This window comes from Rhizobium sp. BK098, from assembly GCF_014193155.1.
Lineage (GTDB): Bacteria > Pseudomonadota > Alphaproteobacteria > Rhizobiales > Rhizobiaceae > Rhizobium.
Genome location: NZ_JACHYY010000002.1, coordinates 404,995 through 426,653, shown reverse-complemented (window position 1 = coordinate 426,653; position 21,659 = coordinate 404,995). Strand labels below are relative to the sequence as shown.

Below are 21,659 nucleotides of genomic sequence, written 5' to 3'. Positions count from 1 at the left end.
CGAGAGTGAATCCAGCTATTGACGCGGTCGGCATCCGGCAGCGATTTTTCTGTCGAGGGCGTGCCTGCTGGCGATGATTTGATGGCCGTCGACGCGCTAGCTGTCCAAGGACAGTGTGAAAGGTGCATTGCCGTCGGCATCGGCGCCGCGGCCGATCTCTTTGACTGCGGCGACCAGGCGCCCCTGGCGTCCCAGCAGCTCATCACCGATGGCGACCAGTCGGGCGTTCGGCGTGACGAATGGCGAGCTTACCCGCAGCCGACGCACCAGCACTAAATCGTCTTGCTCGGGGTGAACGGTCAAAGCCGCGATCAGCGCCGCCGCCGGCGAGCGGGAGACGCCCATCCAGCAATGGATGAGCAAAGGCGCGCTTCGATCCCAGCCGGAGGCAAAATCGATAATCGCGCGAACATGCGCCTCCTGTGGAGCGACGAGATCGCCTGTCCCGGCAAAACTGATGTCGTTCATATGGAGCAGCAGATGCCGATCCGCCTGGATGACCGCTGGGCGGTGGAAGCTGTGCTCCTTGGCCATAAGGCTGATCATTTCGCGCGCGCCATGATGAACGGCCATTTCGGCAATGCGGGCGAGCGGCGATACGACGATCCTGGTCACGCCCCAACCCTCATGGCAGCGCGCTCCGCCTCGATCGCTTCGAAGCGCTTCAGAAACAGCCGCTGCGCCTCGATTGCCGGCATCGGCTCGATCGGCAGCATCTCGCGTGTGATGTCGCGCGGCTGGCCGAAGAATTTGCGGGCTTCATCGGGCGTGAAGCCTGCAAGCAGCGTCGCCTCGAAATATGCAGAGATCGTGTCGGCCTTCTTGATCTTTTCCTTGAGCTTCGGCGCGCAATGCGGAGGCAGGGCGAAGCGCCGGTAGATGGCTGCTTCGAGCCGTTTCTCCACGACCTTGTAATCGCCGCCGACGACGGACTTGAACGGTGAGATCATGTCGCCGATCACATATTCCGGTGCATCATGCAGCAAGGCGGCAAGCAGTTCGTCCGGCGTTGCCGGGTTGAGATGACGAAAGATCGCTTCCACCACAAGGCTATGCTGCGCCACCGAAAAGGCATGGTCGCCGGAGGTCTGGCCGTTCCAGCGCGCGACACGGGCAAGCCCATGCGCAATGTCACTGATCTCGACATCGAGCGGCGACGGGTCCAGCAGGTCGAGCCTGCGCCCGGATAACATGCGCTGCCAGGCGCGCGCAGTCGTCGCCGATGTCATGCCGACGCCTCGTCGGCGCGGGCGGGGAAGGAGAGGCCGGACCAGGCCGGCAGAGACACGGTGACGTCGATATCGCCAGCCCTTATCGGAGCTTCTTCGGCAATGGCTTCGCCGGCCCGGTCGATACGGACGATGGCAAGGCCCATATTGCCGGCGGTCGAGCCGAGAGTTCCGATCGGCTTGCCGCCGACGGTCAATTCCGTGCCGGAGGAGGGCAATTCGGCGCCGCCGCTGACGATGACGACGCGCCTGCGCGCCGTGCCGCGGTGGTGCACGCGCGAAACCACTTCCTGGCCGATATAGCAGCCCTTGCGGAAGCCAAGGCCGCCGTTCAGATCCATCAGCACATCATGCGGAAACGCGTCCTGCAATGCGAAATCGCGGCCGGAAACGGCAATACCGTTGGCGATCCGCAGCGCGTCATAGAGCGTATCGGGGTCGCTGCCGTGCTCGCCGGGCGTCCGGCTCAGCACAATCCCGGCCTTGGCGAAGCGGCTGTCCTTTGGCCCGTGCGTCGCATTATCTCCCCATGCGACCGTGACCCCCTGGGTATCCTCTGCGACGAAATCGACCTTGGCGCGCAGTCGATACATGGTGAGCCGCTTCAGCAGACCTTCCCGCTGTGCCGTGTCGGTTTCGAGTAAAAACTCTGCACCATCCCGCCAGATCATGAAGTCGAACAGGATCTTGCCCTGCGGCGCCAGCAACGCGCCGGGGCGAGCCTCATCGGCGCCAAGCCAGACGAGATCGGTGGTGATGAGATTGTGCAGAAACGCTTCTGCTTCCGCGCCGGTGATGCGGATGAACGAGCGCTCTCTGAGGAATACGGCTGGCATGATGGTTCCGCTGATTTGGCCTGAAGCACGTTGCGATCTCTAAGACTCGCTTCCGGCGCTTCAGGTCTTTGTTCTTGCGCATGTCGTTGTCACAAAACCGCTGTGCACTTTTGCGCGACATGCTTCATCACGCAGAGGTAGGGCCTTCAGCGAAGAACCGCAAGTTCTCCGGTCGGATCATTCGCCCGAGGTGAAGAATTTCCAGCGGCCGTCCGGCGTGATGCCGACGCGATAGAAATTATAGCCGCCGAATTCCTGCATGTCGGCATAGTCGCCGGCCGTCACGATACGCATCAGGTCGACCTTCTCCGGCGTGGAGAGGGTCTTGATGTCCTTCTCGGCAAAATAGGGCCAGACATAGACCTCATCCGGGGTTCCCTGGCCGACATGGGCAAAGCCTGACGACATGATGTCGAGGAGAATGGACTGGATTTCTATGCCGTCGGGATCGCCCGAAAGGTCATGCAGCGTCTTGATCGGATCTTCGCCGGGATCGTCGGCCGTAACCTGGGTCTGTTTCAGGCCTCCTCCGATGTTCATCAGCGGGCGCAGACGCTCAAGATCGCCGGAAGCGGCAGCCTCGACGATCGCGGTACGGAGCTTCTTTACTGGCTCGGGCGCCTTGTCGATATCGAAGAGGAATTCGACCGATTTGCCGGTACTGGAAGCGCCACCGCTGCTCTGTGCAGCCTGCTTGTTGATCAAGGGCTCAGGCGCCGGCAGCGCATTGTTGGCAGGTGCTTCCAGCGCCTGCTCGATCGGTTTCTCGTTTTTCTGTTGCGCGGACTTTGCTGTATCTCTCGCCTGGGGGGCTGGCGGATTGAGCTGAGAAAAGGCGCTAGCCGGAATGGGCAGAGCCACGCTGCCCAAAAACAGGGTTACGGCAGCGAAGGAGGCAATGGAACAGATGAGCGCATTGCCTGGAAAGATACGCATAAGCAATCTCTGGTTGTTATTGCAGGGTCCGGTTCGGAGAGAATTCACCAGCGAGCATGCGTTCACGCAGCGATTCGAGCAAGGCTTCGGCGCCCTGTTCCCCCTGAATCCTGATCGTCTCGCGAATTGCATGGGCAATGGCGGCGTCGGCGATGATTTCAGGCTCGATGCCGTCAGCCATACCGTCTGCCCAGGCTTCGTTCTGGTATTCCAGCGCTGCCTGCATCTTTTCATGAACGATCATGTCGTCGATTTCGTTCAGGCTGGCTTCCATTGTTTCTTTCCTCGAGACGTTCATGTCCTTACCACTTGCTTAATAACTTTATCAGCCTTTTCTCAAAACGACACGGCTCGCTGTCAAAAGAGGTTAATAAATCGTCAATTTCCAAAGCGCGCGGTGATTTCTGTTGCCAGTGTTGCACCTTCGTTACGGTATCGCTCTTCCGCAGTGCGGGCCTGCGGCGTGCAATTCGTGTAAACCGACGCAAAGGACCGATACCCACGGTTGAAAGCCGCAATCAGTCTTTCTCTTCGTTTCGGCTCGTTCTTAGTTTCCGTGTCGAGCAACTGCTGCATATCGCCCCGCCAACCATCCTCGCGCGTCGGACTGCAGAGATTGCGCAGATAGTCGATCGAGCCGAGGATTTCGGAGAGCCGCGACAGCTGTTCGTCGTAGGGTACCGGCTGCTCCGCACTCCCGCTATCCGGCACCTGTGCCGGCGGCCCGCTTGCTGCCGGCTGTGCGGCAGCGGGAAAGGCTGCGGCAAGCGCGATGCAGATCAGAAGCGGTCGGCCAAGGTTGTTATGAATCATGTAACCATGTTGACCGGACAAGCATGACGGGAACAAGGCATGGCAGGTGGTTTCCACCCCGATATTGCTCAGCATCGTTAATTTCGGGGCCGAGCTATGCGTTTTCTGCAGCAAGCCGTTCCACGCATTCGAGCACGCTGGCCGGAACGGGCAGGGCGCGTACCTCCTCCACCGTGTACCAGCCGATGGCAGCCGCATCGTCGGCAGCCTCGGCGACGGCATCCTCATCGGCGTCCACGAGGAAGACCGAGAGCAGGAAGTGGCTCGTCAGGGTCCCGTCTGCCGCGTGGGAGCGCAGGTCGTAAGTCTCGAACAAGCGGGGATTGCGGGCTGAGATGCCGGTCTCCTCCTTGAACTCGCGCAGTGCCGCGTCGGCCGGCGTCTCTCCGTCTTCGGCCCGCCCGCCCGGAAAGGCGTACATATCGGCGGACGGCGGATTGCTGCGCAAGACTAGCAGGAAGCGGCCGTTGCGCTCGAGAATGGCAGAGGAGGCAGGGCGGGGATTGGAAGCCATAGGTCGCTTTGCATCGGATGGGAAGATCGGTGTGTGACGACGAAGGTCATCGGCGACCAATCTCTACAGGAAACGCCGCTTGCTGTCCCGCGGGAAAGCCCCTTAACTCCCTTCCGGCGGAAGCCGCGATTCTGAATGCATCGAATATGGGAACGATCGGGGATGATCTACGGGCTATATGCTTTGGCTGCTCTCGCCGAGATCGCAGGCTGCTTTGCCTTCTGGGCGTGGCTGCGTCTGTCGAAGCCCGTCTGGTGGCTGGCGCCTGGCCTTGTCTCGCTGGCGCTCTTCGCCTGGCTGCTGGCACTGGTGCCAAGCGAGGCGGCGGGGCGCACCTTTGCTGCCTATGGCGGCGTCTATATCATTGCCTCCATTCTCTGGCTCTGGCTCGCCGAAGGGCGGCTACCGGACCGGTGGGATATTTCGGGCGCCATCATCTGCCTTGCCGGCGCGGGGATCATTCTCTTCGGTCCGCGCGGCTGACATCAGACTTGACCCTCCGCTTCTCGGGTGCAACACAGGCCTCATGTGCGGACGTTTCGCTTTGACATCGACGGCAGACCAGGTGGGCGAAGCGCTCGGCGTCCTGCTGAACGAGGCATTTCCCGCGCGCTATAATATTGCGCCGACGCAGCCGATCCTTGTCGTCATATCGGGCGATAGCCAGCGACCGGGCAGTAACCTGCCGGATCGCCGTGCTCTGCTCGTGCGCTGGGGCTTTATGCCCGACTGGGTGAAGGACCCCAAGGATTTCCCGCTGCTGATCAATGCGCGAGCGGAAACGGCCATCGGCAAGGCCTCCTTTCGCGCGGCCATGCGCCATCGTCGTATCCTCATCCCGGCTTCCGGTTTCTACGAATGGCATCGACCGCCGAAGGAAAGCGGCGAGAAGTCGCAAGCCTATTGGATTCGTCCTCGCAGCGGCGGCGTCATCGCTTTTGCCGGGCTGATGGAAACCTGGTCGTCGGCCGACGGTTCCGAGGTCGATACGGGGGCGATCCTGACCACGGCGGCAAACAGCGCCATTCGATCCATCCATGACCGCATGCCCGTTGTTATCAAACCGGAGGATTTCGCTCGCTGGCTCGATTGCAAGACGCAGGAGCCGCGTGATGTCCTTGATCTGATGAAGCCGGTTCAGGAGGATTTTTTCGAGGCGATCCCGGTTTCGGATCGCGTCAACAAGGTTGCCAATATGGGGCCGGATGTACAGACACCCGTAGTGCTCGATCCGGTCAGAAAACCGCCGAAGAAGGCGGATTCGGACGATGGCCAGCTAAGCCTTCTCTGAGCGGCCGCCATTCGGCGGCCAGTGATCGGAAATGCTTCCTGCCGGTATCGGTCGGCGGCGGGTGCAAAGTTATTCTCAGGCGATCTTCTTCTTGAGAGGCTTCGTCTTCAGCATCAGATGGGCTGCAAGAACGGCTTTCAGGCCCAGCGGACGATAATGCTTGCTGGGGTCGATCTTTGCCTGCGGTTGTGCCGGCTGGTCTTTCTTCTGCGTCATGTCTCACTCCTCACCATGCTCCCCCGGAGCATTTTTCGATTCACAGTCGAGTAGTGCTTTTTGTCGTAAATCATGACAAATCGAAGGCGTTTGCCAATCAGCTTTTGTAAACAACGACCATATTTCGCGAGATTAGCGCCGAATCCTCGCGTAGAATCCATACTGCCGCAATGTTTGAATCTGCGGAAACATCGCGCCGCGCCAGCTCCCCATTGCGCCGCTGAGCGATCACCATGTCTCTGATTGACAAGGAAGACTTACAGACTTGTGGTTGCGGCGCAGCCAAGCTGCCGAAGGGCTGCCGCGCGGCAATTTAATATGCCGTCATTAGATATGCCGGCCTATGTCGTCGTTGGAATCGTCGACATTGGGATCGGCGGGGCCGTTGATGGTGTAGGTGCCGTATTTCTTCGCCCAGGAGCGCGCACCGAAGGGCAGGGACAGCAAATAGATGACGACGGTCACGACCATGACATGCCACGTATAGCTCATCAGCAGCGCGACATAGACGACAAGACCGAGCATGATGGGCAGCACCAGATCGCGCCTTACGCCATTGCCTTCCGATTTGCCCGACCATACCGGCAGGCGGCTGACCAGAAGAAAGCCGATGAGGACGGTGTAGGCAGCGCCCCATAAGGCGAAGGTGCGGTCCGGCGTCACGCCGAGAAAGCCGAGATAAACAGGCAGCAGCACCAGCATGGCGCCGGCAGGCGCGGGTACACCGACGAAATATTCCGACTGCCAGGAGGCCTTGTGCTCGCGCTCGGCCATGACGTTGAAGCGGGCGAGCCGCAGGCCGGCGGCGATCGTGTAGATCAACGCGGCGATCCAGCCGAGCGAACGGGCCTGATCGAGAAGGAAGACGTAGACGACGAGCGCCGGGGCAACGCCGAAGTTGACGATGTCGGCGAGCGAATCCATCTGAGCGCCGAACTTCGAGGTGGCCTTCATTAGCCGCGCGACGCGCCCGTCGATACCGTCGAGGAAAGCGGCGACCAGCACGGCCACGACGGCGAGCTCGTATCGGTTTTCAAAAGCGAGGCGAATGCCTGTCAGGCCCGAGCAGATCGCCAGCACGGTGATCATGTTCGGCACGATCAGCCGCAACGGAATTTCCCGGAGACGCGGTCCGCGTGCTTCGTCGTTGGGCCCGTGTGGCTCGAAAGGCGGAAAAGGCGTCTTCATCTCGCTCGTGTTCCTAGAGCAATTCCAGCAAAAGCGCGAAGCAGTTTTGTGTCCGGAATTGCGTGAAAACAATGGTGTAGAGTATTTCCGTACCTCAGTTTAGGGGGAAATACTCTCGGATTCAGCTGCGGCGGCTAAGGGTTGCGCCCTTGGCCGAGCCGAATTCGGCAATAACGGTTTCGCCGGCGATCGCCCGCTGGCCGACGGCAACGCGCGAGGAAGCACCTTCCGGCAGGAAGACATCGAGGCGCGAGCCGAAGCGGATGAGGCCGATGCGCTCACCGGCATCCAGCGGCTCGTTCGGATGAACGAAACAAAGAATGCGCCGGGCAACGAGGCCGGCAATCTGCACGACGCCGATTTCGCCATGCTTTGTTTCGATCACGAGGCCGTTGCGCTCGTTCTGTTCGCTGGCCTTGTCCAGTTCAGCGTTGAGGAAGCTGCCCTGGCGATAGGCGACGTTGGTGATGCGGCCGCGCATAGGCGAACGGTTCACATGGCAATCGAAGACGTTCATGAAGATCGAGATACGCAGCATCGGCTGGCTGCCGAGGTTGAGCTCAGCCGGTGGCGTCACCATCTGCACGCTCGAAACCTTGCCGTCTGCCGGCGATATCGCCAGATCATCGTCCTGGGGCGTCAGGCGTTCGGGATCGCGGAAGAAATAGGCGCACCACAGCGTCAGGATCAGGCCGATCCAGAAGAGCGGCTTGAAGATCCAACCGAGCACCAGCGACGCGACGAAGAAGCCTGCAACGAAGGGATAGCCCTCCTTGTGTACGGGAACGATGACGTTGCGTACGCTGTTCATCAAGCTCATCTATGGCCTACTCCGTTAGGGCATTCCCGCCAGGAACCAGGCTCCGGTTCTCCGTCAAGATCATGCCAGTCAAAAGAATGAGAACAAGATAAGCGGTCTTGCTCTGAATACCAGTCGAGCGTGACTACAGGCAAACTCTGTCATGGGCAATGCTTTCGCACACTCGTCCTCAACGCAATCCTATTCCTGGCCGATACGGATGCCTACAGGGCATCTTCCAGCTCTGCTCTCGTAAAGACGGGCAAGACGGAAAGGTGGGGAAGGCCCTGGACCGCGGGTACGCCATCTCCTCGCCAGATCGCACAAATGACGGCAAGAATCTCCGCCTGCGAGCTGATTGCCAGGTGATAGGCATCTTTTACGGCGCCACCTGTCGAAATCACATCTTCGATAAAGGTTACACGGCGGCCGGAAACGTCTTGTCCCTCGATTGCTTGACAGGTCCCATAAGCCTTTGCTTGTTTGCGGACGAACGCGGCCGGAAGGCCAGTCTCCAGGGAGATCGCTGTGACGAGCGGGATGCCTCCGAGTTCCAGGCCGGCAATGATTTCGGTTTCAACGGGGATGAGCTCAGCCATGGCCTTGGCAAGCGGCTTCAGCAGTGAAGGCATGCCTTCAAAGCGGTATTTGTCGAAATATCGGTTGGAGATCTGGCCCGAGCGGAGTTCAAATTCGCCTTGCAACATTGCCACCTCGGCAATGCACCGAGCAAGATCGCTTTTCGTTTGAATTAACGCAGCTGCCATCATTCAATCTCCTTCGTCATACCGCCTCCCGTGTATTAGCCGGGAATCGTGCGACCGCAAACCACACAGTGCCCTCGGCGGGTGCGATGTGAAGCGCAGATTTGGGGAGGTTCGGGGACTGAGTAAACGGAAGCCGCCGGAGACTATCCGGCGGCTCGTGCATTCGCTGCAGGTTGGAAATCAGAGGCCGAGAGCAGCGCGCAGTTCCGCCTTGGCGCCTTCATACTCGGTCTTGTAGTCGTCATGCGTCATGATGGTTTCGGCGATGACGGTACCCGCAATATGGGCGGCTTCGATATCGGAGGCGTAGTGGATGCCGCCGACGATGCGATTATGGCCGTATTCCCAGGCACGCGCCATGATGGCGGCGCGCTTTTCCGGCACCATGTTCGCGAGCACGATGCCCATCAGCGTGCCGACAGTGGCATGGCCGGACGGATACGAGCCGGACTTGGAGAGCGGAACGATCGGCTTGACGAGGTCGCTGTAGAGATGCGGGCGCGGGCGCTTCCAGACATCCTTGGCGGGATCGACGACGGCGCCTTCGGTCTCGACGACGCGATCGAAGAAGGCCGAAAACTTCGGCAGGTTTTCCTTGGTGAATTTCGGATTGTCGATGACGTCGGAGAAGCGCCAGACGTTCTCTTCGGCATCGGCCACGGCGCGAGCCGCCATTTCCGGCGTGCGGGTCACCTGGATCGTCAGGATTTCGCCGAGCTCCGCCTTCATCTGCGCGGAATCATTGGCGGGTGGCGGCGGCAGCAGATCGAGAAGGTTGATCTCCTTGGCATCGGCGAAAGGCTTCGCATCTTCGGCGAAAACCGGCGAGGCCAGGCCGACGACGAGCAACAGGCTTAAAGCTTTGGCAAAAGTACGCATTTGGGGGCTCCCTTCAAAAGACCCTCGTACCTAGCAAGCTGTCATCTCAGTCTCGTGACAAAAATCGGTGCATAACCGCTACGCCTCGGTGCTGCCATGGGGAAAGGATTCAATGCATCCGCAGTTTTTCACCTTGCCGGCGCCAGGCGGTCGATAACGCCCAGGTCGTCGTTCTCGCGCACCTGCTTCAGATGCTCCTCGGCCTGCGTCGCCTCGCGCTGACGATTCCACATGGAGGCGTAGAGCCCGTTTCGAGCCAGCAGATCGGCATGGGTGCCGCGCTCGGCGATCACGCCGCTTTTGAGCACGATGATCTCGTCCGCGCCGATGACGGTCGACAGGCGGTGCGCGATAACGAGGGTCGTGCGGTTCTTGGAGACGACGTCGAGGGCGGCCTGTATTTCGCGTTCGGTCGTCGTATCGAGCGCAGAGGTCGCCTCGTCGAGGATCAGAACGGGCGGCGATTTAAGAACGGTGCGCGCGATCGCCACGCGCTGCTTCTCGCCGCCAGACAATTTGAGACCGCGTTCGCCGACCTTGGTCTCGAAGCCTTCGGGCAGATTGCGGATGAACTCACCGATCTGCGCGATCTCCGCGGCCGCCGTCACGTCCGCCTCGCTTGCGCCCGGCCGGCCATAGCGGACGTTGTAGGCGATGGTGTCGTTGAAAAGCACGGTATCCTGCGGCACCATGCCGATGACCTTACGCAGGCTCTTCTGCGTGACGGTCCGCAGATCCTGGCCGTCGATGGTGATCGTGCCGCTTTGCACATCGTAGAAACGATAAAGCAGGCGCGACAACGTTGATTTTCCGGCGCCTGAAGGCCCGACGACGGCGACGGTCTTGCCTGCCGGAACTTCGAAAGAAATGCCCTTCAGGATCGGCCGGGCCGGATCATAGGCGAAATGCACGTCCTTGAACGCGATCGCGCCATTACCGATGACAAGTTCCTTGGCGTCAGGCGCATCGACCACCTCGGGCTTGACCTCAAGCAGATCGAACATCTCCTCGATATCGGTCAGGCCCTGGCGTATTTCGCGATAGACGAAGCCGATGAAGTTGAGCGGCACGGAAAGCTGCAGCAGCATGGCATTGATGAAGACGAAGTCACCGACCGTGTGTTGGCCGTTCAGGACCGACAAGCCGGACATGACCATCATCACGGTCGTGCCGAGGCCGAAGATCAGTCCCTGACCGAAGTTCAGCCAGCCAAGTGACGTCCAGACGCTGGTGGCTGCCTTTTCGTATCGCTCCATCGATTGATCGAAGCGCTTGGCTTCCATTTCCTCGTTGCCGAAATATTTGACCGTCTCGAAATTCAGCAGCGAATCGATCGCCTTGGTGTTGGCGTCGGTATCACTGTTGTTCATCGTGCGGCGGATGGAGATGCGCCAGTCGCTCGCCTTGACGGTGAACCAAATGTAGAGCCAGACCGTGACGGCCGTGACTGCAAGATAGGAAAAGCCATAGCCGCGCCAGAAGATGATGGCGGTCAGCAGGAATTCGATGAAGGTCGGAAACGTGTTGAGGATCGTGAAGCGGACGATCGTCTCGATGCCCTTGGTGCCGCGCTCGATGATGCGCGAGAGGCCGCCGGTCTTGCGCTCCAAATGGAAACGCAGCGAGAGCTCGTGCATGTGCACGAAGGTTCGGTAGGCGAGCTGGCGCACCGCATACTGACCGACACTCGCAAACAGCGCGTCGCGCAGCTGGTTGAGGCCGAGCTGGATCAGGCGCGTCGCGTTCGTGGCGATGATCAAGGCGACAGCGCCGACGAGGAAGGCAGGCAGAATGCCCTGCATGTCGAGCTTGCCGTTCAGCGCATCGACGGACCATTTGAAGAAGTAGGGGACCAGCAGCAGGAAGAATTTCGAGACCAGCAGGAAGACGGTCGCCCAGACCACCCGCATCTTCAGATCCATGCGCCCGCTTGGCCACATATAGGGCCAGAGATTGACGATCGTGTTCAACGGATTGCTGGAATCCGCCGATATGGTTTTCTTCTGGCCTGCCATGTCCGTCTCCGGCGAATAATTGGGCAGCCGGGTGTGACAGCATTGCACAGCCGACTGGCAAGCCTTCGAAGCCAAGACATGGCCATTGCGTGAAGGCTATGGGGTTGGGCGACGCTTATACTATTTTCGTGCCGCATAAAAGCAGCGGCCAGGCGTTGATGCGCCTGGCGGCAATCAATGTTCTCAATGCACTATAGTTACTGCTAGAGATGCTCGCCCGAAAGCCGCTTGCGATGGAGTTCCTCGGCATTCGGCAATGCATCCTTCGGGAGGCCGAAGACCTGACCCGGCAGGATCCGGTCCGGATTGTTGATCTTGTCCTCATTGGCCAGATAGATTGTCGTATAGCGCACACCCGCACCGTATATGCGGCGTGAGATCTGCCACAGCGTGTCGCCGCGGCGGATGATGACGGCATTGCTATCCTGCGAGAGCGGCGCCTGCTCGAGCGTCTTCGGCTCGTTGGACGAGACTTCGGCATTCGGCTGTGCTGGCGCCGTCTGCGCCGGCGCCGTGATAACGGCGATCATCTGTTCGAGTCCAGGCAGGGCGGCGCCGACCGACTTCGGGTCCTTCGGCAAGGCGACGAGAGCAGCTAGCGCCTTGCCGGCCACGCTGGAGGCATCGGCCGCAGCCTTCTTGAGCGCGGCGCTGGCGTTGATGGTCGGCCGGAATTCGGAGAGCGACTTCAACGCGATTTCCGTGCCGGAGCGGGCGGCTGCGAGCTGTTCCGTATTCGGTTGCTTACCGTCGGTAAAGAGGCCCTTCAGCAGCGCAAAAGCCTTGCCGGCGCCTTCCTTGAGCTTGGCAAGCTCGCCCTCGTCGAGCGGTACCAGGTTTGCCGTGGTCGCTTGCGCTTGACCATTGGCGGCGGGCGTCTGCGCCGCAACCGTCACCTGATTGCCCTCGGGGCGCGTGAAGTTGACGCTGGTCCGCACCACGACTTTGCCGGCGCCATCGAGCACGTCGACGCGGATCTTGTGATCGCCGACGGCCAGAGGCATGGGTCCGTCTACGACGAAGTGACCGTCCGCACCCGCGACGTTCTCACCGATGAGCTTGTCGTCGGCATAGGCGCGGACCTTGGTATTCGGCTTCGCGGTGCCGGCGACGAAGATATGATCGTTTTCGATCTCAACCGCATTGACCACGACGTCTTGATCCGCCTCCACCTTTGCTGCCGACGGCGTTGCCGTGCCTGCCGCAGGATTGGCGGATGCAACCGCGGTACCGTCTTGTTGCGGCTTGGCATCTGCCGTGGCTGCCGGCATATCCGTCGCTTTGGCCTGAGTGTCGGCTGCGGACGCGTCCTGTTCGCCGGCGGTCACGCGGCCCTGCTTGGCGGAAGGGGCAGTGATGATGCGGCTTGCAGCGCCTGGCTTGGACACCATCGCGAGGACCTGGGTGGAATTGTCTTTCGGCACGGAGACAGTGGCGACTTCCTCGGAATTGACGGCCTTGCCGTCCTTGCCGGTAGCGCGCAGCACCAGTTCGTGGTCCCCAGGCGGCAGCGGATTGTCGAGCACGGCGGCAAAGTCGCCGCTCGGGCCGGCATTGGTGGTGGTGACGACCTTTTCGCCGTCGACGATTTCTAGCTTGGCATTCGGCTCCGCCGAGCCTGCGATAACTGTCGAGCCATCCGGCTCGACGCGCAACACGTCGAATGAGGGTACGCGAGGATTGGCAGCCGCGTTGGTCTCGGGCGCTTGTTGGCCTGTCAGCGCTGCGAAAGCCTTGTCGATCGCTGCACTCGCTTCGGCGGCATTGTCGGGGAGAGACTGGATGATGGTGAGCGCCTTGCCAGCGCCGTCCTGTACCTTCTTCACAAGCCCCGTGGTCGCCGCATCGATTCCCTCAGGAAGCGCGAAGCCGACGATCGATTGCAGGGCGTTGGTTGCCTTCGTCTTTGCGGCCGTGAAGGTATCCTGGGACGGTGTGTTGCCATCCTTGAACAGCGCCTTGAGATCGGCAAGCGAGGTGGTTGCCGCACCCGTAAGCTCGGTCAGTTTCTTGGTGAGATCTGCGGTGTTGGCGGCATTCTGCGCAGTTTTGGTCGCGTTCTGTGCAGTCTCGCCGGCCTTCTGCGCGTTCTGGTCGATGGTATTCTTCACCGTGTTGCTGGCTTGATTGACCGCATCGCCGATCGGGGTCTTGTCGCCGTTGATGCGCGGCATCACGAAGAAGACCATCAACAGGGTTGCAATTGCCAACACCAACAGAGCCAGCCACCCGGCACGGTTCTTCATCATCATTCATCTCCACGCGGCGAAGTCGTCGCAACTCCTGAAATTGCTAGCGATTTCGGCTGCTTTTACAAGCTTTCTCAGCCATTTTCGCATGTCCCGGCACAAGTTTTCCTTTGAAAAATCTTGACTGAGCATCTGCAGCATAGTTGTTTGCATCCATGACCGACGATTCCACGCCAATTCGAACCATTTGCGTCTATTGCGGCTCACGGCCGGGGCGCGATCCCTCCCACATGGCTGCCGGCCGCGAATTGGGCAAAAGCATTGCCGAAAACGGCCTGCGCCTGATCTATGGCGGCGGAACGAAGGGCATCATGGGCGCTGTCGCGAGCGGCGTGCTATCGCACGGCGGTCAGGTTACCGGCATCATTCCGGAATTCCTCGTCGATATGGAAGCGACGCGCCATTCGCTCGGTCAGCTCGACGAGCTCATCATAACGCCTGACATGCATGCGCGCAAACACGGCATGTTCGAACGCGCCGACGCTTTCGTGGCATTGCCGGGCGGCATCGGCACTTTGGAAGAGATCGTGGAGATCATGACCTGGGGTCAGCTCGGCCGTCACGAAAAGCCGATGGTCTTCGCCAATATCAACGGTTTCTGGGATCCGATGATGGAACTCATCCGCCATATGACGGAAGAGGGCTTCGTCCATACCGCCCACCGCGTCCAGCCGCTGGTTATCGACAAGATCGCCGATATTATCCCGGCCATCCGCAAGCACGCTGCGGAGGTTCCCGGAGATCGCGGCGGCGAAGAGGCCGTCATTTCCAAGCTTTGACTGGGGATCTGCTAACCAGGCCCGCTGGTTAGCCTCCTCTACTCTGACGCAGCATCGACCAGCTGTAGAGCACGAGACCGGCCCAGATCAGCGAAAATGCAACGAGCTGCGTCGTGCCGAAGGGTTCCTTGAACAGAAAGACGGCGATCAGGAAGACCATGGTCGGCACGATGTATTGCATGATGCCGATGGTCGACATTCTCAGAAGCTTCGCGCCATTGGCGAAGATCATCAGCGGCAGCGCCGTCACGAGCCCGCAGCCGAGCAGAAGCACGGTATCCGAAATGCCGGTCTGGTAAAAGTGGCCTTCCCCGCGCGCTTCCAGATAGAAGATGTAAAATGCTGCCGGGATGCAGAGCAGCAGCACCTCGATGAAGAAGCCCTGATTGGCTCCCACAGGCAGGGTCTTGCGAAAAAAGGCATAGAAGCCCCAGGAGAAGGTGAGCGACAACGCGACCCAGGGCAGGGTGCCGGCTTTCACCGTCAGAATGATGACGGCGGCGGCTGCAAGGCAGATCGCGACGATCTGCGTCGGCGCCAGCTTTTCCTTGAGCAGGATGGCGCCGAGCGCAATGCTGAATAGCGGATTGATGAAGTAGCCAAGGGCAGCATCGAGCGAATGGCCGGCGCCGATCGCCCAGACATAGGTTCCCCAGTTGACGGTGACGAGCGCTGCCGTCAGCGATGCCATGGCGATCGTGCGCGGATTACGAAACGCCGCCTTCACGTCACCCAGGCGCCCCAGCGCCAGCAGCACGATGCCCGCGACGGGAACCGACCAGACGATGCGATGGGCAATGACCTCGAAAGCCGGGATATGCGCCAGCGCCTTCATATAGAGTGGCAGAATGCCCCAGAAGAGATAGGCCGTCATCGCAAAGCCGAAGCCGCGGATAGCGTCATTATTCTTGATTTCAGGTTTGACCGTGTCGGTGGCCATGAATTTTCCCGTCATTCTCTGTTATTTGAGACGGGATTACCCCAATGCATGCGGCATGGCTAATTCATTTCATTGACGGCATCGTCAAGCTTTTTGATGGGCGGCGGATTACTCCGCCGCGATCTTGCCTGCCATGTGCCGGTTCTTCATCAGCTTGTAGATGACGGAATCCATCAGGGCCTGGAACGATGCGTCAATGATGTTCTCGGACACGCCGACAGTCCACCAGCGTACGCCGTCGCTATCGGTAGATTCGATCAGGACTCGGGTGATGGCCTCCGTACCCCCATTGAGGATACGCACCTTGAAGTCGGCCAGTTCCAGGTCGTCGATTTCGTGCTGGTATTTGCCGAAATTCTTGCGCAGCGCCAGGTCGAGCGCGTTGACCGGGCCGTCGCCCTCGGCAACCGACATGATGGTCTCGCCATCGATGATGATCTTCACGACCGCTTCCGAGACGATTTTCACCCGGCCGTGGGAATCGAAGCGGCGTTCGACCATGACGCGGAAACCATCGATCGCTAAGAATTCCGGGATGGTGCCGAGCGTGCGGCGCGCCAAAAGTTCGAAGCTCGCATCTGCGCCTTCGTAAGCATAGCCTGTCGCTTCGCGCTCCTTGACGATCTGGATCAGCTGGTCGAGCTTTGGGTCGTCCTTGCCGACCTCGATGCCACGCCGTTTCAGGGCGTTGATGAAGTTCGACTTTCCGCCCTGGTCAGAGACCATGACCTTGCGGAAATTGCCGACGCTTTCCGGCGGCACATGCTCGTAAGTGCGCGGATCCTTCAGCAGCGCCGAAGCGTGGATGCCGGCCTTGGTGGCAAAGGCCGAAGCGCCGACATAGGGCGCCTGATGGTCGGGCGAGCGGTTCAGCAACTCGTCGAAGGCGTGCGAAAGGCCGGTTAGCCCGACGAGCCGCTCCGCATCGATCGTCGTCTCGAAACGCTCGCTATAGGCCCTTTTGAGCGCTAGAGTCGGGATCAGCGTGATGAGATTGGCATTGCCGCAGCGTTCGCCGATGCCGTTCAGCGTGCCCTGGATCTGCCGAACTCCTGCCTCGACTGCGGCAAGCGAATTGGCAACCGCCTGGCCGGTGTCGTTATGGGCATGGATGCCGAGACAGTGCCCGGGAACGCCGCAGGCGATGACGGCCTCGACGATGGCGCGCACCTCAGGCGGCTGCGTGCCGCCATTGGTGTCGCAGAGCACCACCCAGCGCGCTCCGGCATCATAGGCCGTCTTGGCGCAGGCGAGCGCATAGGTCGGATTGGCCTTGTAGCCGTCAAAGAAGTGCTCGCAATCGACCAGGGCTTCCTTGCCCGCGGCGGTGGCCGCCTTGACGCTTTCGGCGATGCTTTCGAGGTTCTCTTCGTTGGTACAGCCGAGCGCCACCTTGACGTGATAGTCCCAGCTTTTCGCGACGAAACAGATCGCGTCGGATTTCGCCTGCAGCAGGCTCGCAAGGCCGGGATCATTGGAGGCGGAGATACCGGCGCGCTTTGTCATGCCAAAGGCGACGAAGGTGGCCGATTTCGTGCGCTTCTCATCGAAGAAGGCCGTATCGGTCGGGTTGGCGCCGGGGTAACCGCCTTCGATGTAGTCCAGGCCGAACTCATCCAGCATGGTCGCAATCGCAATCTTGTCCTCGACCGAGAAATCGATGCCGGGCGTCTGCTGGCCATCGCGGAGCGTCGTGTCGAAGAGATAGATTTTTTCGCGTGTCATACTGTTTCCTCCGGCGGACCGGTTCTTGATAATGGCGTGCCCCTCATCCGTCCTCTCTCGGTTTCGCCCTTGCTAAACCGTTTGAGTCCACCTTCTCCCCGTTTGCACGGGGCGAAGGGCTTTTGAGGTCGTTCCCTCTCCCCGCGCGCGGGGAGAGGGGCCTTACGTGGCCGATACCTTGCCTGCGAACTTGTCGGTGGCGCGGATGAGCTGGTCCAGGATGCCCGGCTCGGACGAGGCATGGCCCGCGCCCTCGATCAGGTGGAATTCCGCCTTCGGCCAGGCTTTATGCAGCGCCCAGGCATATTTGGCCGGGCAGGGCATGTCGTATCGGCCATGGACGATGACGCCGGGAATGTCTTTCAGCTTGTAGGCGTCGCGCAGCAGTTGGCCCTCTTCGAGCCAGCCGGCATTGACGAAGAAATGGTTCTCGATACGGGCGAAGGCATGCGCATATTCCGCATCCTCGAACTGGGCGCTGACGGTGGGCTCCGGCAGCAGCGTGATCGTCTCACCCTCCCAGATCGACCACGCTTTGGCGGCCTCGAGGCGCGCAGCCTTTTCAGGGTGCGTCAGCAGCCGATGGTAGGCGGCCATCATTTCATGACGCTCTTCCGGTGGGATAGGGGCGATGAAACGCTCCCATTTGTCGGGAAACATTTCGGAGACGCCGAACTGATAATACCAGTCGAGTTCGGCCTTCGTCAGGGTATAGATGCCGCGCACGACCAGTTCGGAAACCCGCTCCGGATGCGTTTCGGCATAGGCGAGCGCCAGCGTCGAGCCCCAGGAGCCGCCGAAAACAAGCCATTTTTCCGCACCGGCCATTACCCGCAGCCGCTCGATATCATCGACCAGATGCCAGGTCGTGTTGGCTTCCAGGCCTGCATGCGGCGTCGAGCGCCCGCAGCCACGCTGATCGAACAGGGTCACGTCGTAGAGCCTGGGATCGAATACGCGGCGATGGCTCGGCGAAATACCGCCGCCCGGACCGCCATGCAGGAAGACGGCGGGCTTGGCGCCGGGCGTTCCCACCCGTTCCCAATAGATCACATGCCCGTCGCCGACATCGAGGTGACCGGAAGCATAGGGTTCGATTTCCGGATAGAATGTGCGCAGGACTTCGGTCATATTTTCAACCCCTCCGCCGGCCAGACATCCGTATCATGGTCGGGATGCTGGAACGATATGATCTGCTCCTGTCGCGAGTAGAAATCCGGGTCCTGATGGACTGGCTTTTCGAAAATCGTCTCCACCCAGGGCAGACGATAGGCGTGATTGACCTGGATCTGCGGGGCGAGATCGTCGCGTTCGTCGAAGGCGCCGATGGCGATTTCGACGCCGCCCGGATGACGGTATGTCAGCGGCGTGCCGCAATTCTTGCAGAAGCCGCGATCGATGTTGACGGAGGACTGGAAATAGGTCGGTTCACCGCGCGTCCATTCCAGGCCATCTTCAGGTGCCGTAACGAGGGCGGAGAAGAAGTTGCCGAACTGCTTTTGGCACATGCGGCAATGGCAGATCGACGGACGGCCAAGCTCGCCGCGAATGCGAAATCGCACCGCACCGCATTGGCATCCTCCGCTTCTGATGGCTTCACTCATGGTGCTTCTCCTCTGGCCAGCTTCGGGTGTCGTAATCGGGATGTTGGTAGGATACGATGTCAAGCACGAAAGGCGCCTGCTCGGCGTCCTCTTCGGTCCGGTGTCCAGGCAGCAGATGCAGCCGATCGACGAAGCCGATCTTGGCTTCCGTGCCATATTGGACGACAGGCGGCAGTTGCGAGGGATCGTCGAAGGCACCGGCCGCAACTGCAATGCCATCGGGCGCCTCATAGGTCAGCGGCGTTCCGCAATTCCCGCAGAAGCCGCGCCTTACGAAGTTCGAGGATTGAAACGCCTTCCGCTGGCCACGTCTCCATGTAAGCTCGGCGCCGCGCACCGAAACCAGCGGCGCATAATAGGCGCCGAATGCCTTCTGACACATGCGGCAATGACAGATGGAGGCATCCTTCAGCTCGCCTCGCACCCGAAAGCGAACCGCGCCGCACTGACAGCCGCCGGTGTAGGTCATGCTCACCGCTTGATCTCCCAAGTCGTGATGCGCTCACCCGTCGCCGCATCCTTCCCATCCTTGAGCTGAACACCTCTTGTCGTCAGCTCCTCGCGAAGCTTGTCAGCCTCGGCGAAGTTCTTTGCCTTCAGCAATTCCAGACGCTGGCGCACCTTGGCATCGATCTCTGCGGCTACAGCTTCGTCGATCTCCGCCTTCTTCGGCAGCAGGCCGAGAAGATCGGCGCTGGCCGCGAAGACCGACAGGAGGCGGGCATCGGCATTGGCAGCTTGCGCCAGGGCATGCAGTGCCTGGATGGCGGCGACGGTGTTGAGATCGTCGCCGAGTGCGGCAAGCACGGTTTCATCCGGAGCCGCCCCGCTTACGTCGGCGGCCGGCCATTTCGCGATCAGCCGTTCGGCTTCTTCGAGGCGCTTCACGGAAAAGTCGATCGGCTCGCGATAATGCGTCATCAGCATCGCAAGCCTGAGCACATCACCCGGCCATGTCCGGCCGCCGAGCTTGTTCGTCTGCAGCAGTTCGTGGATAGTGACGAAATTGCCCTCCGATTTCGACATCTTACGGCCTTCGACCTGCACGAAGCCGTTATGCATCCAGACATTCGCCATCGCATGCGTACCGTGCGCGCAGCGCGACTGGGCGATTTCGTTCTCATGATGCGGAAAGATCAGGTCGAGCCCGCCGCCATGAATGTCGAAGACATCGCCAAGATAGCGCCCGCTCATGGCCGAGCACTCGATATGCCAGCCCGGGCGGCCGCGGCCCCAGGGACTTTCCCAGCCGGGCTCGTTCTCAGCGGAGAGCTTCCACAGCACGAAATCGCCAGCGCTCTTCTTGTGTTCGTCGACTGCGACGCGGGCGCCAGCCTGCTGCTCGTCGAGATTGCGCTTCGAAAGCTGACCGTAGTCGGCCATCGACTTGGTATCGAACAGCACCTCGCCGGCCGCCCGATAGGCATGGCCCTTCTCGATCAGCGTTTCGATGATCGCGATCATCTGCGCGATATTGTCGGTTGCCCGCGGCTGTACTGTTGGCTCCATGCAGCCGAGCGCCGTCGTATCCTCGCGGTACTGCCGTTCGGTCTTCTCCGTCAGCAGGCGGATCGCGTCGTTCAGCGGCAGGCCGGGATGGTCGCGCAGCGCACGCGCGTTGATCTTGTCGTCGACATCGGTGATATTGCGGACATAGGTGACACGGCTCTCGCCGTAGACATGCCGCAGCAGCCGGAACAGCACATCGAAAACGATCGCCGGACGGGCATTGCCGATATGGGCGAAATCATAGACCGTCGGGCCGCAGACATACATGCGGACGTTGTTGCGGTCGATCGGCTGGAAATCGACCTTTTCGCGCGTCAGCGTGTTGTAGAACTTCAATTGCGGCTCGGCGGCCATGTCACTCTCCCAAAGGCATAAATCCGAAAAATACCGTCACCGGCAGGCCGGACGTTTGTCATCTTGGATTTTGGGAGACGAAAACGGCCAGGCCAGCGAAACGCTAGCGAATAATCTTCCGGCAGATAATGCAGATAACCGTTTTCATGGGCGGCTTTATCGCGCGCCGGATGAATTTGGTCAAGTAGGGATAAGGCGTCTCGCGCAAAGGCCTGGGATGTTTTTATTCCGGCATCCGATAGTCGACGAGCTTGTTCTCGCGCACGACGAAAAGCTTGCCGGTTTCAGCGACGTCTGGGCCGGTGAGCGGGACGATCGCCTGGGCGATCTCTCGCGGATGCGGCAGCGTATCCGGATCTTCGCCGGGCATCGCCTGGGCGCGCATGGCGGTGCGGGTAGCGCCGGGATCGACGCTGGTAATCCGCAGCGGTGTGCTCTGCGTTTCGCCGGCCCAGGTCCGGGCCAGTGCTTCGACGGCGGCTTTGGACGCAGAGTAGGGGCCCCAGAAGGGCCGGCAGCGATGAGCGGCGGCCGAGGAGAGGATGACGGCGCGACCGGCATCGGAGCGCATCAGTAGCGGCTCGACCGAGCGGATCAATCGCCATGTGGCGGTGACATTGATCGTCATCACCTTCTCGAACACCTTGGCTTCGACGTGGCCGATCGGCGAGATCACGCCGAGGACACCCGCATTGGCGACGAGAATATCGAGTTTGCCCCACCGCTCGTAGATGGAAGCGCCGAGCGCGTCGATGGCATTCATGTCGGCAAGGTCGAAAGGAACGAGAGTTGCTGAGCCGCCGGCAACCTTGATGGCATCGTCAAGCTCTTCAAGTCCGCCAACCGTGCGAGCGCAGGCGATCACGTGCGCGCCAGCCTTGGCCAGTTCCAGTGCCGTGAAATAGCCGATACCGCGCGATGCGCCGGTGACGAGGGCGATCTTGTCCTTGAGATTGACGCTCATGCTGCCTGGATCCGGATATGTAAGGGAAGGGAGAGGAGCAAAATGCCCCTCT

24 protein-coding genes are annotated in these 21,659 nt (G+C 60.5%); 3 read left to right on the top strand and 21 right to left on the bottom strand.

Annotated elements, in window-relative coordinates; translation table 11 throughout:
• Window positions 1–96 precede the first annotated feature (96 nt).
• The 7 genes from FHT73_RS06945 to FHT73_RS06915 all read right to left on the bottom strand — a co-directional run bounded on the left by FHT73_RS06945 (window position 97) and on the right by FHT73_RS06915 (window position 4,328).
• Window positions 97–615 (bottom strand): tyrosine phosphatase family protein, encoded by a 519-nt coding sequence (locus FHT73_RS06945; protein ID WP_112607367.1) that lies wholly within the window; start codon window positions 613–615, stop codon window positions 97–99.
• A complete protein-coding gene (locus FHT73_RS06940) occupies window positions 612–1,229 on the bottom strand; it encodes an HD family hydrolase (protein WP_112337952.1) in 618 nt (205 codons plus the stop codon). Before FHT73_RS06940 ends, FHT73_RS06945 begins: the two co-directional genes overlap by 4 nt.
• Window positions 1,226–2,065, bottom strand: a complete 840-nt coding sequence (locus FHT73_RS06935) for a folate-binding protein YgfZ (RefSeq protein WP_112607365.1) — start codon at window positions 2,063–2,065, stop codon at window positions 1,226–1,228. Before FHT73_RS06935 ends, FHT73_RS06940 begins: the two co-directional genes overlap by 4 nt.
• A 177-nt stretch (window positions 2,066–2,242) precedes the next feature.
• A complete protein-coding gene (locus FHT73_RS06930) occupies window positions 2,243–3,001 on the bottom strand; it encodes a hypothetical protein (protein ID WP_112607361.1) in 759 nt (252 codons plus the stop codon).
• Window positions 3,002–3,017: 16 nt separating this feature from the next.
• A complete protein-coding gene (locus tag FHT73_RS06925) occupies window positions 3,018–3,275 on the bottom strand; it encodes a hypothetical protein (RefSeq protein ID WP_015339315.1) in 258 nt (85 codons plus the stop codon).
• Between the two features lie 104 nt (window positions 3,276–3,379).
• Complete coding sequence (locus tag FHT73_RS06920) at window positions 3,380–3,814, bottom strand: TIGR02301 family protein (protein WP_183710537.1); 435 nt, start codon at window positions 3,812–3,814, stop codon at window positions 3,380–3,382.
• Window positions 3,815–3,908: 94 nt separating this feature from the next.
• The gene (locus FHT73_RS06915; protein WP_112607357.1) at window positions 3,909–4,328 is read right to left on the bottom strand and encodes an NUDIX domain-containing protein; all 420 of its coding nucleotides are present in this window, start codon (window positions 4,326–4,328) and stop codon (window positions 3,909–3,911) included.
• Window positions 4,329–4,490: 162 nt separating this feature from the next.
• Here FHT73_RS06915 and FHT73_RS06910 point away from each other — a divergent pair, with 162 nt between their 5' ends.
• Together FHT73_RS06910 and FHT73_RS06905 are read left to right on the top strand one after the other, a co-directional pair.
• Entirely contained in the window at window positions 4,491–4,811 is a 321-nt protein-coding gene (locus tag FHT73_RS06910) for a YnfA family protein (RefSeq protein WP_183710535.1), read from the top strand.
• Window positions 4,812–4,854: 43 nt separating this feature from the next.
• Window positions 4,855–5,619, top strand: a complete 765-nt coding sequence (locus tag FHT73_RS06905; protein WP_183710533.1) for an SOS response-associated peptidase — start codon at window positions 4,855–4,857, stop codon at window positions 5,617–5,619.
• A gap of 75 nt (window positions 5,620–5,694) precedes the next feature.
• On the opposite strand, the gene FHT73_RS06900 is transcribed toward FHT73_RS06905, so the two are convergent.
• The 7 genes from FHT73_RS06900 to FHT73_RS06870 all read right to left on the bottom strand — a co-directional run bounded on the left by FHT73_RS06900 (window position 5,695) and on the right by FHT73_RS06870 (window position 13,732).
• Entirely contained in the window at window positions 5,695–5,835 is a 141-nt protein-coding gene (locus FHT73_RS06900) for a hypothetical protein (protein ID WP_015339320.1), read from the bottom strand.
• Between the two features lie 327 nt (window positions 5,836–6,162).
• Window positions 6,163–7,023 (bottom strand): CDP-diacylglycerol--serine O-phosphatidyltransferase, encoded by an 861-nt coding sequence (gene pssA / locus FHT73_RS06895; protein WP_112337946.1) that lies wholly within the window; start codon window positions 7,021–7,023, stop codon window positions 6,163–6,165.
• Between the two features lie 121 nt (window positions 7,024–7,144).
• Complete coding sequence (locus FHT73_RS06890) at window positions 7,145–7,843, bottom strand: phosphatidylserine decarboxylase (RefSeq protein WP_015339322.1); 699 nt, start codon at window positions 7,841–7,843, stop codon at window positions 7,145–7,147.
• 203 nt (window positions 7,844–8,046) lie between these two features.
• Entirely contained in the window at window positions 8,047–8,592 is a 546-nt protein-coding gene (gene pyrE / locus FHT73_RS06885) for an orotate phosphoribosyltransferase (RefSeq protein WP_246712053.1), read from the bottom strand.
• A gap of 177 nt (window positions 8,593–8,769) precedes the next feature.
• Window positions 8,770–9,468, bottom strand: a complete 699-nt coding sequence (locus FHT73_RS06880) for a phosphatase PAP2 family protein (protein ID WP_112607353.1) — start codon at window positions 9,466–9,468, stop codon at window positions 8,770–8,772.
• Window positions 9,469–9,596: 128 nt separating this feature from the next.
• Window positions 9,597–11,483, bottom strand: a complete 1,887-nt coding sequence (locus FHT73_RS06875) for an ABC transporter ATP-binding protein/permease (protein WP_183710531.1) — start codon at window positions 11,481–11,483, stop codon at window positions 9,597–9,599.
• A gap of 203 nt (window positions 11,484–11,686) precedes the next feature.
• Window positions 11,687–13,732 carry a LysM peptidoglycan-binding domain-containing protein gene (locus FHT73_RS06870; RefSeq protein ID WP_183710529.1) on the bottom strand — a complete coding sequence of 682 codons (2,046 nt, stop codon included), beginning with the start codon at window positions 13,730–13,732 and terminating at the stop codon, window positions 11,687–11,689.
• A 155-nt stretch (window positions 13,733–13,887) separates the two neighbouring features.
• Between FHT73_RS06870 and FHT73_RS06865 the strand changes: the two genes are divergently transcribed.
• Window positions 13,888–14,511, top strand: coding sequence for a TIGR00730 family Rossman fold protein (locus FHT73_RS06865; RefSeq protein ID WP_015339326.1), 624 nt, complete (start codon window positions 13,888–13,890; stop codon window positions 14,509–14,511).
• A gap of 28 nt (window positions 14,512–14,539) precedes the next feature.
• Here the strand turns inward: FHT73_RS06865 and rarD are convergent, their stop codons facing one another.
• From rarD to FHT73_RS06830, 7 genes are all read right to left on the bottom strand, one after another.
• Window positions 14,540–15,451: an EamA family transporter RarD gene (gene rarD / locus FHT73_RS06860; protein ID WP_183710521.1), complete on the bottom strand. Its 912-nt coding sequence runs from the start codon at window positions 15,449–15,451 to the stop codon at window positions 14,540–14,542.
• Between the two features lie 108 nt (window positions 15,452–15,559).
• Complete coding sequence (gene cimA / locus FHT73_RS06855) at window positions 15,560–17,176, bottom strand: citramalate synthase (RefSeq protein WP_183710519.1); 1,617 nt, start codon at window positions 17,174–17,176, stop codon at window positions 15,560–15,562.
• 162 nt (window positions 17,177–17,338) lie between these two features.
• A complete protein-coding gene (gene pip / locus FHT73_RS06850; RefSeq protein ID WP_183710518.1) occupies window positions 17,339–18,307 on the bottom strand; it encodes a prolyl aminopeptidase in 969 nt (322 codons plus the stop codon).
• Window positions 18,304–18,780 (bottom strand): GFA family protein, encoded by a 477-nt coding sequence (locus FHT73_RS06845; protein ID WP_183710516.1) that lies wholly within the window; start codon window positions 18,778–18,780, stop codon window positions 18,304–18,306. The genes pip and FHT73_RS06845 overlap by 4 nt, the downstream gene beginning before the upstream one ends.
• Window positions 18,773–19,249, bottom strand: coding sequence for a GFA family protein (locus tag FHT73_RS06840; protein WP_183711113.1), 477 nt, complete (start codon window positions 19,247–19,249; stop codon window positions 18,773–18,775). Before FHT73_RS06840 ends, FHT73_RS06845 begins: the two co-directional genes overlap by 8 nt.
• 2 nt (window positions 19,250–19,251) lie before the next feature.
• Window positions 19,252–20,643, bottom strand: a complete 1,392-nt coding sequence (gene cysS, locus FHT73_RS06835) for a cysteine--tRNA ligase (RefSeq protein WP_183710514.1) — start codon at window positions 20,641–20,643, stop codon at window positions 19,252–19,254.
• Window positions 20,644–20,866: 223 nt separating this feature from the next.
• Entirely contained in the window at window positions 20,867–21,607 is a 741-nt protein-coding gene (locus tag FHT73_RS06830) for an SDR family NAD(P)-dependent oxidoreductase (protein WP_183710512.1), read from the bottom strand.
• Window positions 21,608–21,659: the final 52 nt, after the last annotated feature.

What these genes read in the sequence shown, in the direction of transcription:
- FHT73_RS06940 (WP_112337952.1), bottom strand. Translation starts at nt 1,229, where the DNA reads ATGACATCGGCGACGACTGCGCGCGCCTGGCAGCGCATGTTATCCGGG.
- FHT73_RS06935 (WP_112607365.1), bottom strand. Translation starts at nt 2,065, where the DNA reads ATGCCAGCCGTATTCCTCAGAGAGCGCTCGTTCATCCGCATCACCGGC.
- FHT73_RS06930 (WP_112607361.1), bottom strand. Translation starts at nt 3,001, where the DNA reads ATGCGTATCTTTCCAGGCAATGCGCTCATCTGTTCCATTGCCTCCTTC.
- FHT73_RS06925 (WP_015339315.1), bottom strand. Translation starts at nt 3,275, where the DNA reads ATGGAAGCCAGCCTGAACGAAATCGACGACATGATCGTTCATGAAAAG.
- FHT73_RS06920 (WP_183710537.1), bottom strand. Translation starts at nt 3,814, where the DNA reads ATGATTCATAACAACCTTGGCCGACCGCTTCTGATCTGCATCGCGCTT.
- FHT73_RS06915 (WP_112607357.1), bottom strand. Translation starts at nt 4,328, where the DNA reads ATGGCTTCCAATCCCCGCCCTGCCTCCTCTGCCATTCTCGAGCGCAAC.
- FHT73_RS06910 (WP_183710535.1), top strand. Translation starts at nt 4,491, where the DNA reads ATGATCTACGGGCTATATGCTTTGGCTGCTCTCGCCGAGATCGCAGGC.
- FHT73_RS06905 (WP_183710533.1), top strand. Translation starts at nt 4,855, where the DNA reads ATGTGCGGACGTTTCGCTTTGACATCGACGGCAGACCAGGTGGGCGAA.
- FHT73_RS06900 (WP_015339320.1), bottom strand. Translation starts at nt 5,835, where the DNA reads ATGACGCAGAAGAAAGACCAGCCGGCACAACCGCAGGCAAAGATCGAC.
- pssA (WP_112337946.1), bottom strand. Translation starts at nt 7,023, where the DNA reads ATGAAGACGCCTTTTCCGCCTTTCGAGCCACACGGGCCCAACGACGAA.
- FHT73_RS06890 (WP_015339322.1), bottom strand. Translation starts at nt 7,843, where the DNA reads ATGAGCTTGATGAACAGCGTACGCAACGTCATCGTTCCCGTACACAAG.
- pyrE (WP_246712053.1), bottom strand. Translation starts at nt 8,592, where the DNA reads ATGATGGCAGCTGCGTTAATTCAAACGAAAAGCGATCTTGCTCGGTGC.
- FHT73_RS06880 (WP_112607353.1), bottom strand. Translation starts at nt 9,468, where the DNA reads ATGCGTACTTTTGCCAAAGCTTTAAGCCTGTTGCTCGTCGTCGGCCTG.
- FHT73_RS06875 (WP_183710531.1), bottom strand. Translation starts at nt 11,483, where the DNA reads ATGGCAGGCCAGAAGAAAACCATATCGGCGGATTCCAGCAATCCGTTG.
- FHT73_RS06870 (WP_183710529.1), bottom strand. Translation starts at nt 13,732, where the DNA reads ATGATGAAGAACCGTGCCGGGTGGCTGGCTCTGTTGGTGTTGGCAATT.
- FHT73_RS06865 (WP_015339326.1), top strand. Translation starts at nt 13,888, where the DNA reads ATGACCGACGATTCCACGCCAATTCGAACCATTTGCGTCTATTGCGGC.
- rarD (WP_183710521.1), bottom strand. Translation starts at nt 15,451, where the DNA reads ATGGCCACCGACACGGTCAAACCTGAAATCAAGAATAATGACGCTATC.
- cimA (WP_183710519.1), bottom strand. Translation starts at nt 17,176, where the DNA reads ATGACACGCGAAAAAATCTATCTCTTCGACACGACGCTCCGCGATGGC.
- pip (WP_183710518.1), bottom strand. Translation starts at nt 18,307, where the DNA reads ATGACCGAAGTCCTGCGCACATTCTATCCGGAAATCGAACCCTATGCT.
- FHT73_RS06845 (WP_183710516.1), bottom strand. Translation starts at nt 18,780, where the DNA reads ATGAGTGAAGCCATCAGAAGCGGAGGATGCCAATGCGGTGCGGTGCGA.
- FHT73_RS06840 (WP_183711113.1), bottom strand. Translation starts at nt 19,249, where the DNA reads ATGACCTACACCGGCGGCTGTCAGTGCGGCGCGGTTCGCTTTCGGGTG.
- cysS (WP_183710514.1), bottom strand. Translation starts at nt 20,643, where the DNA reads ATGGCCGCCGAGCCGCAATTGAAGTTCTACAACACGCTGACGCGCGAA.
- FHT73_RS06830 (WP_183710512.1), bottom strand. Translation starts at nt 21,607, where the DNA reads ATGAGCGTCAATCTCAAGGACAAGATCGCCCTCGTCACCGGCGCATCG.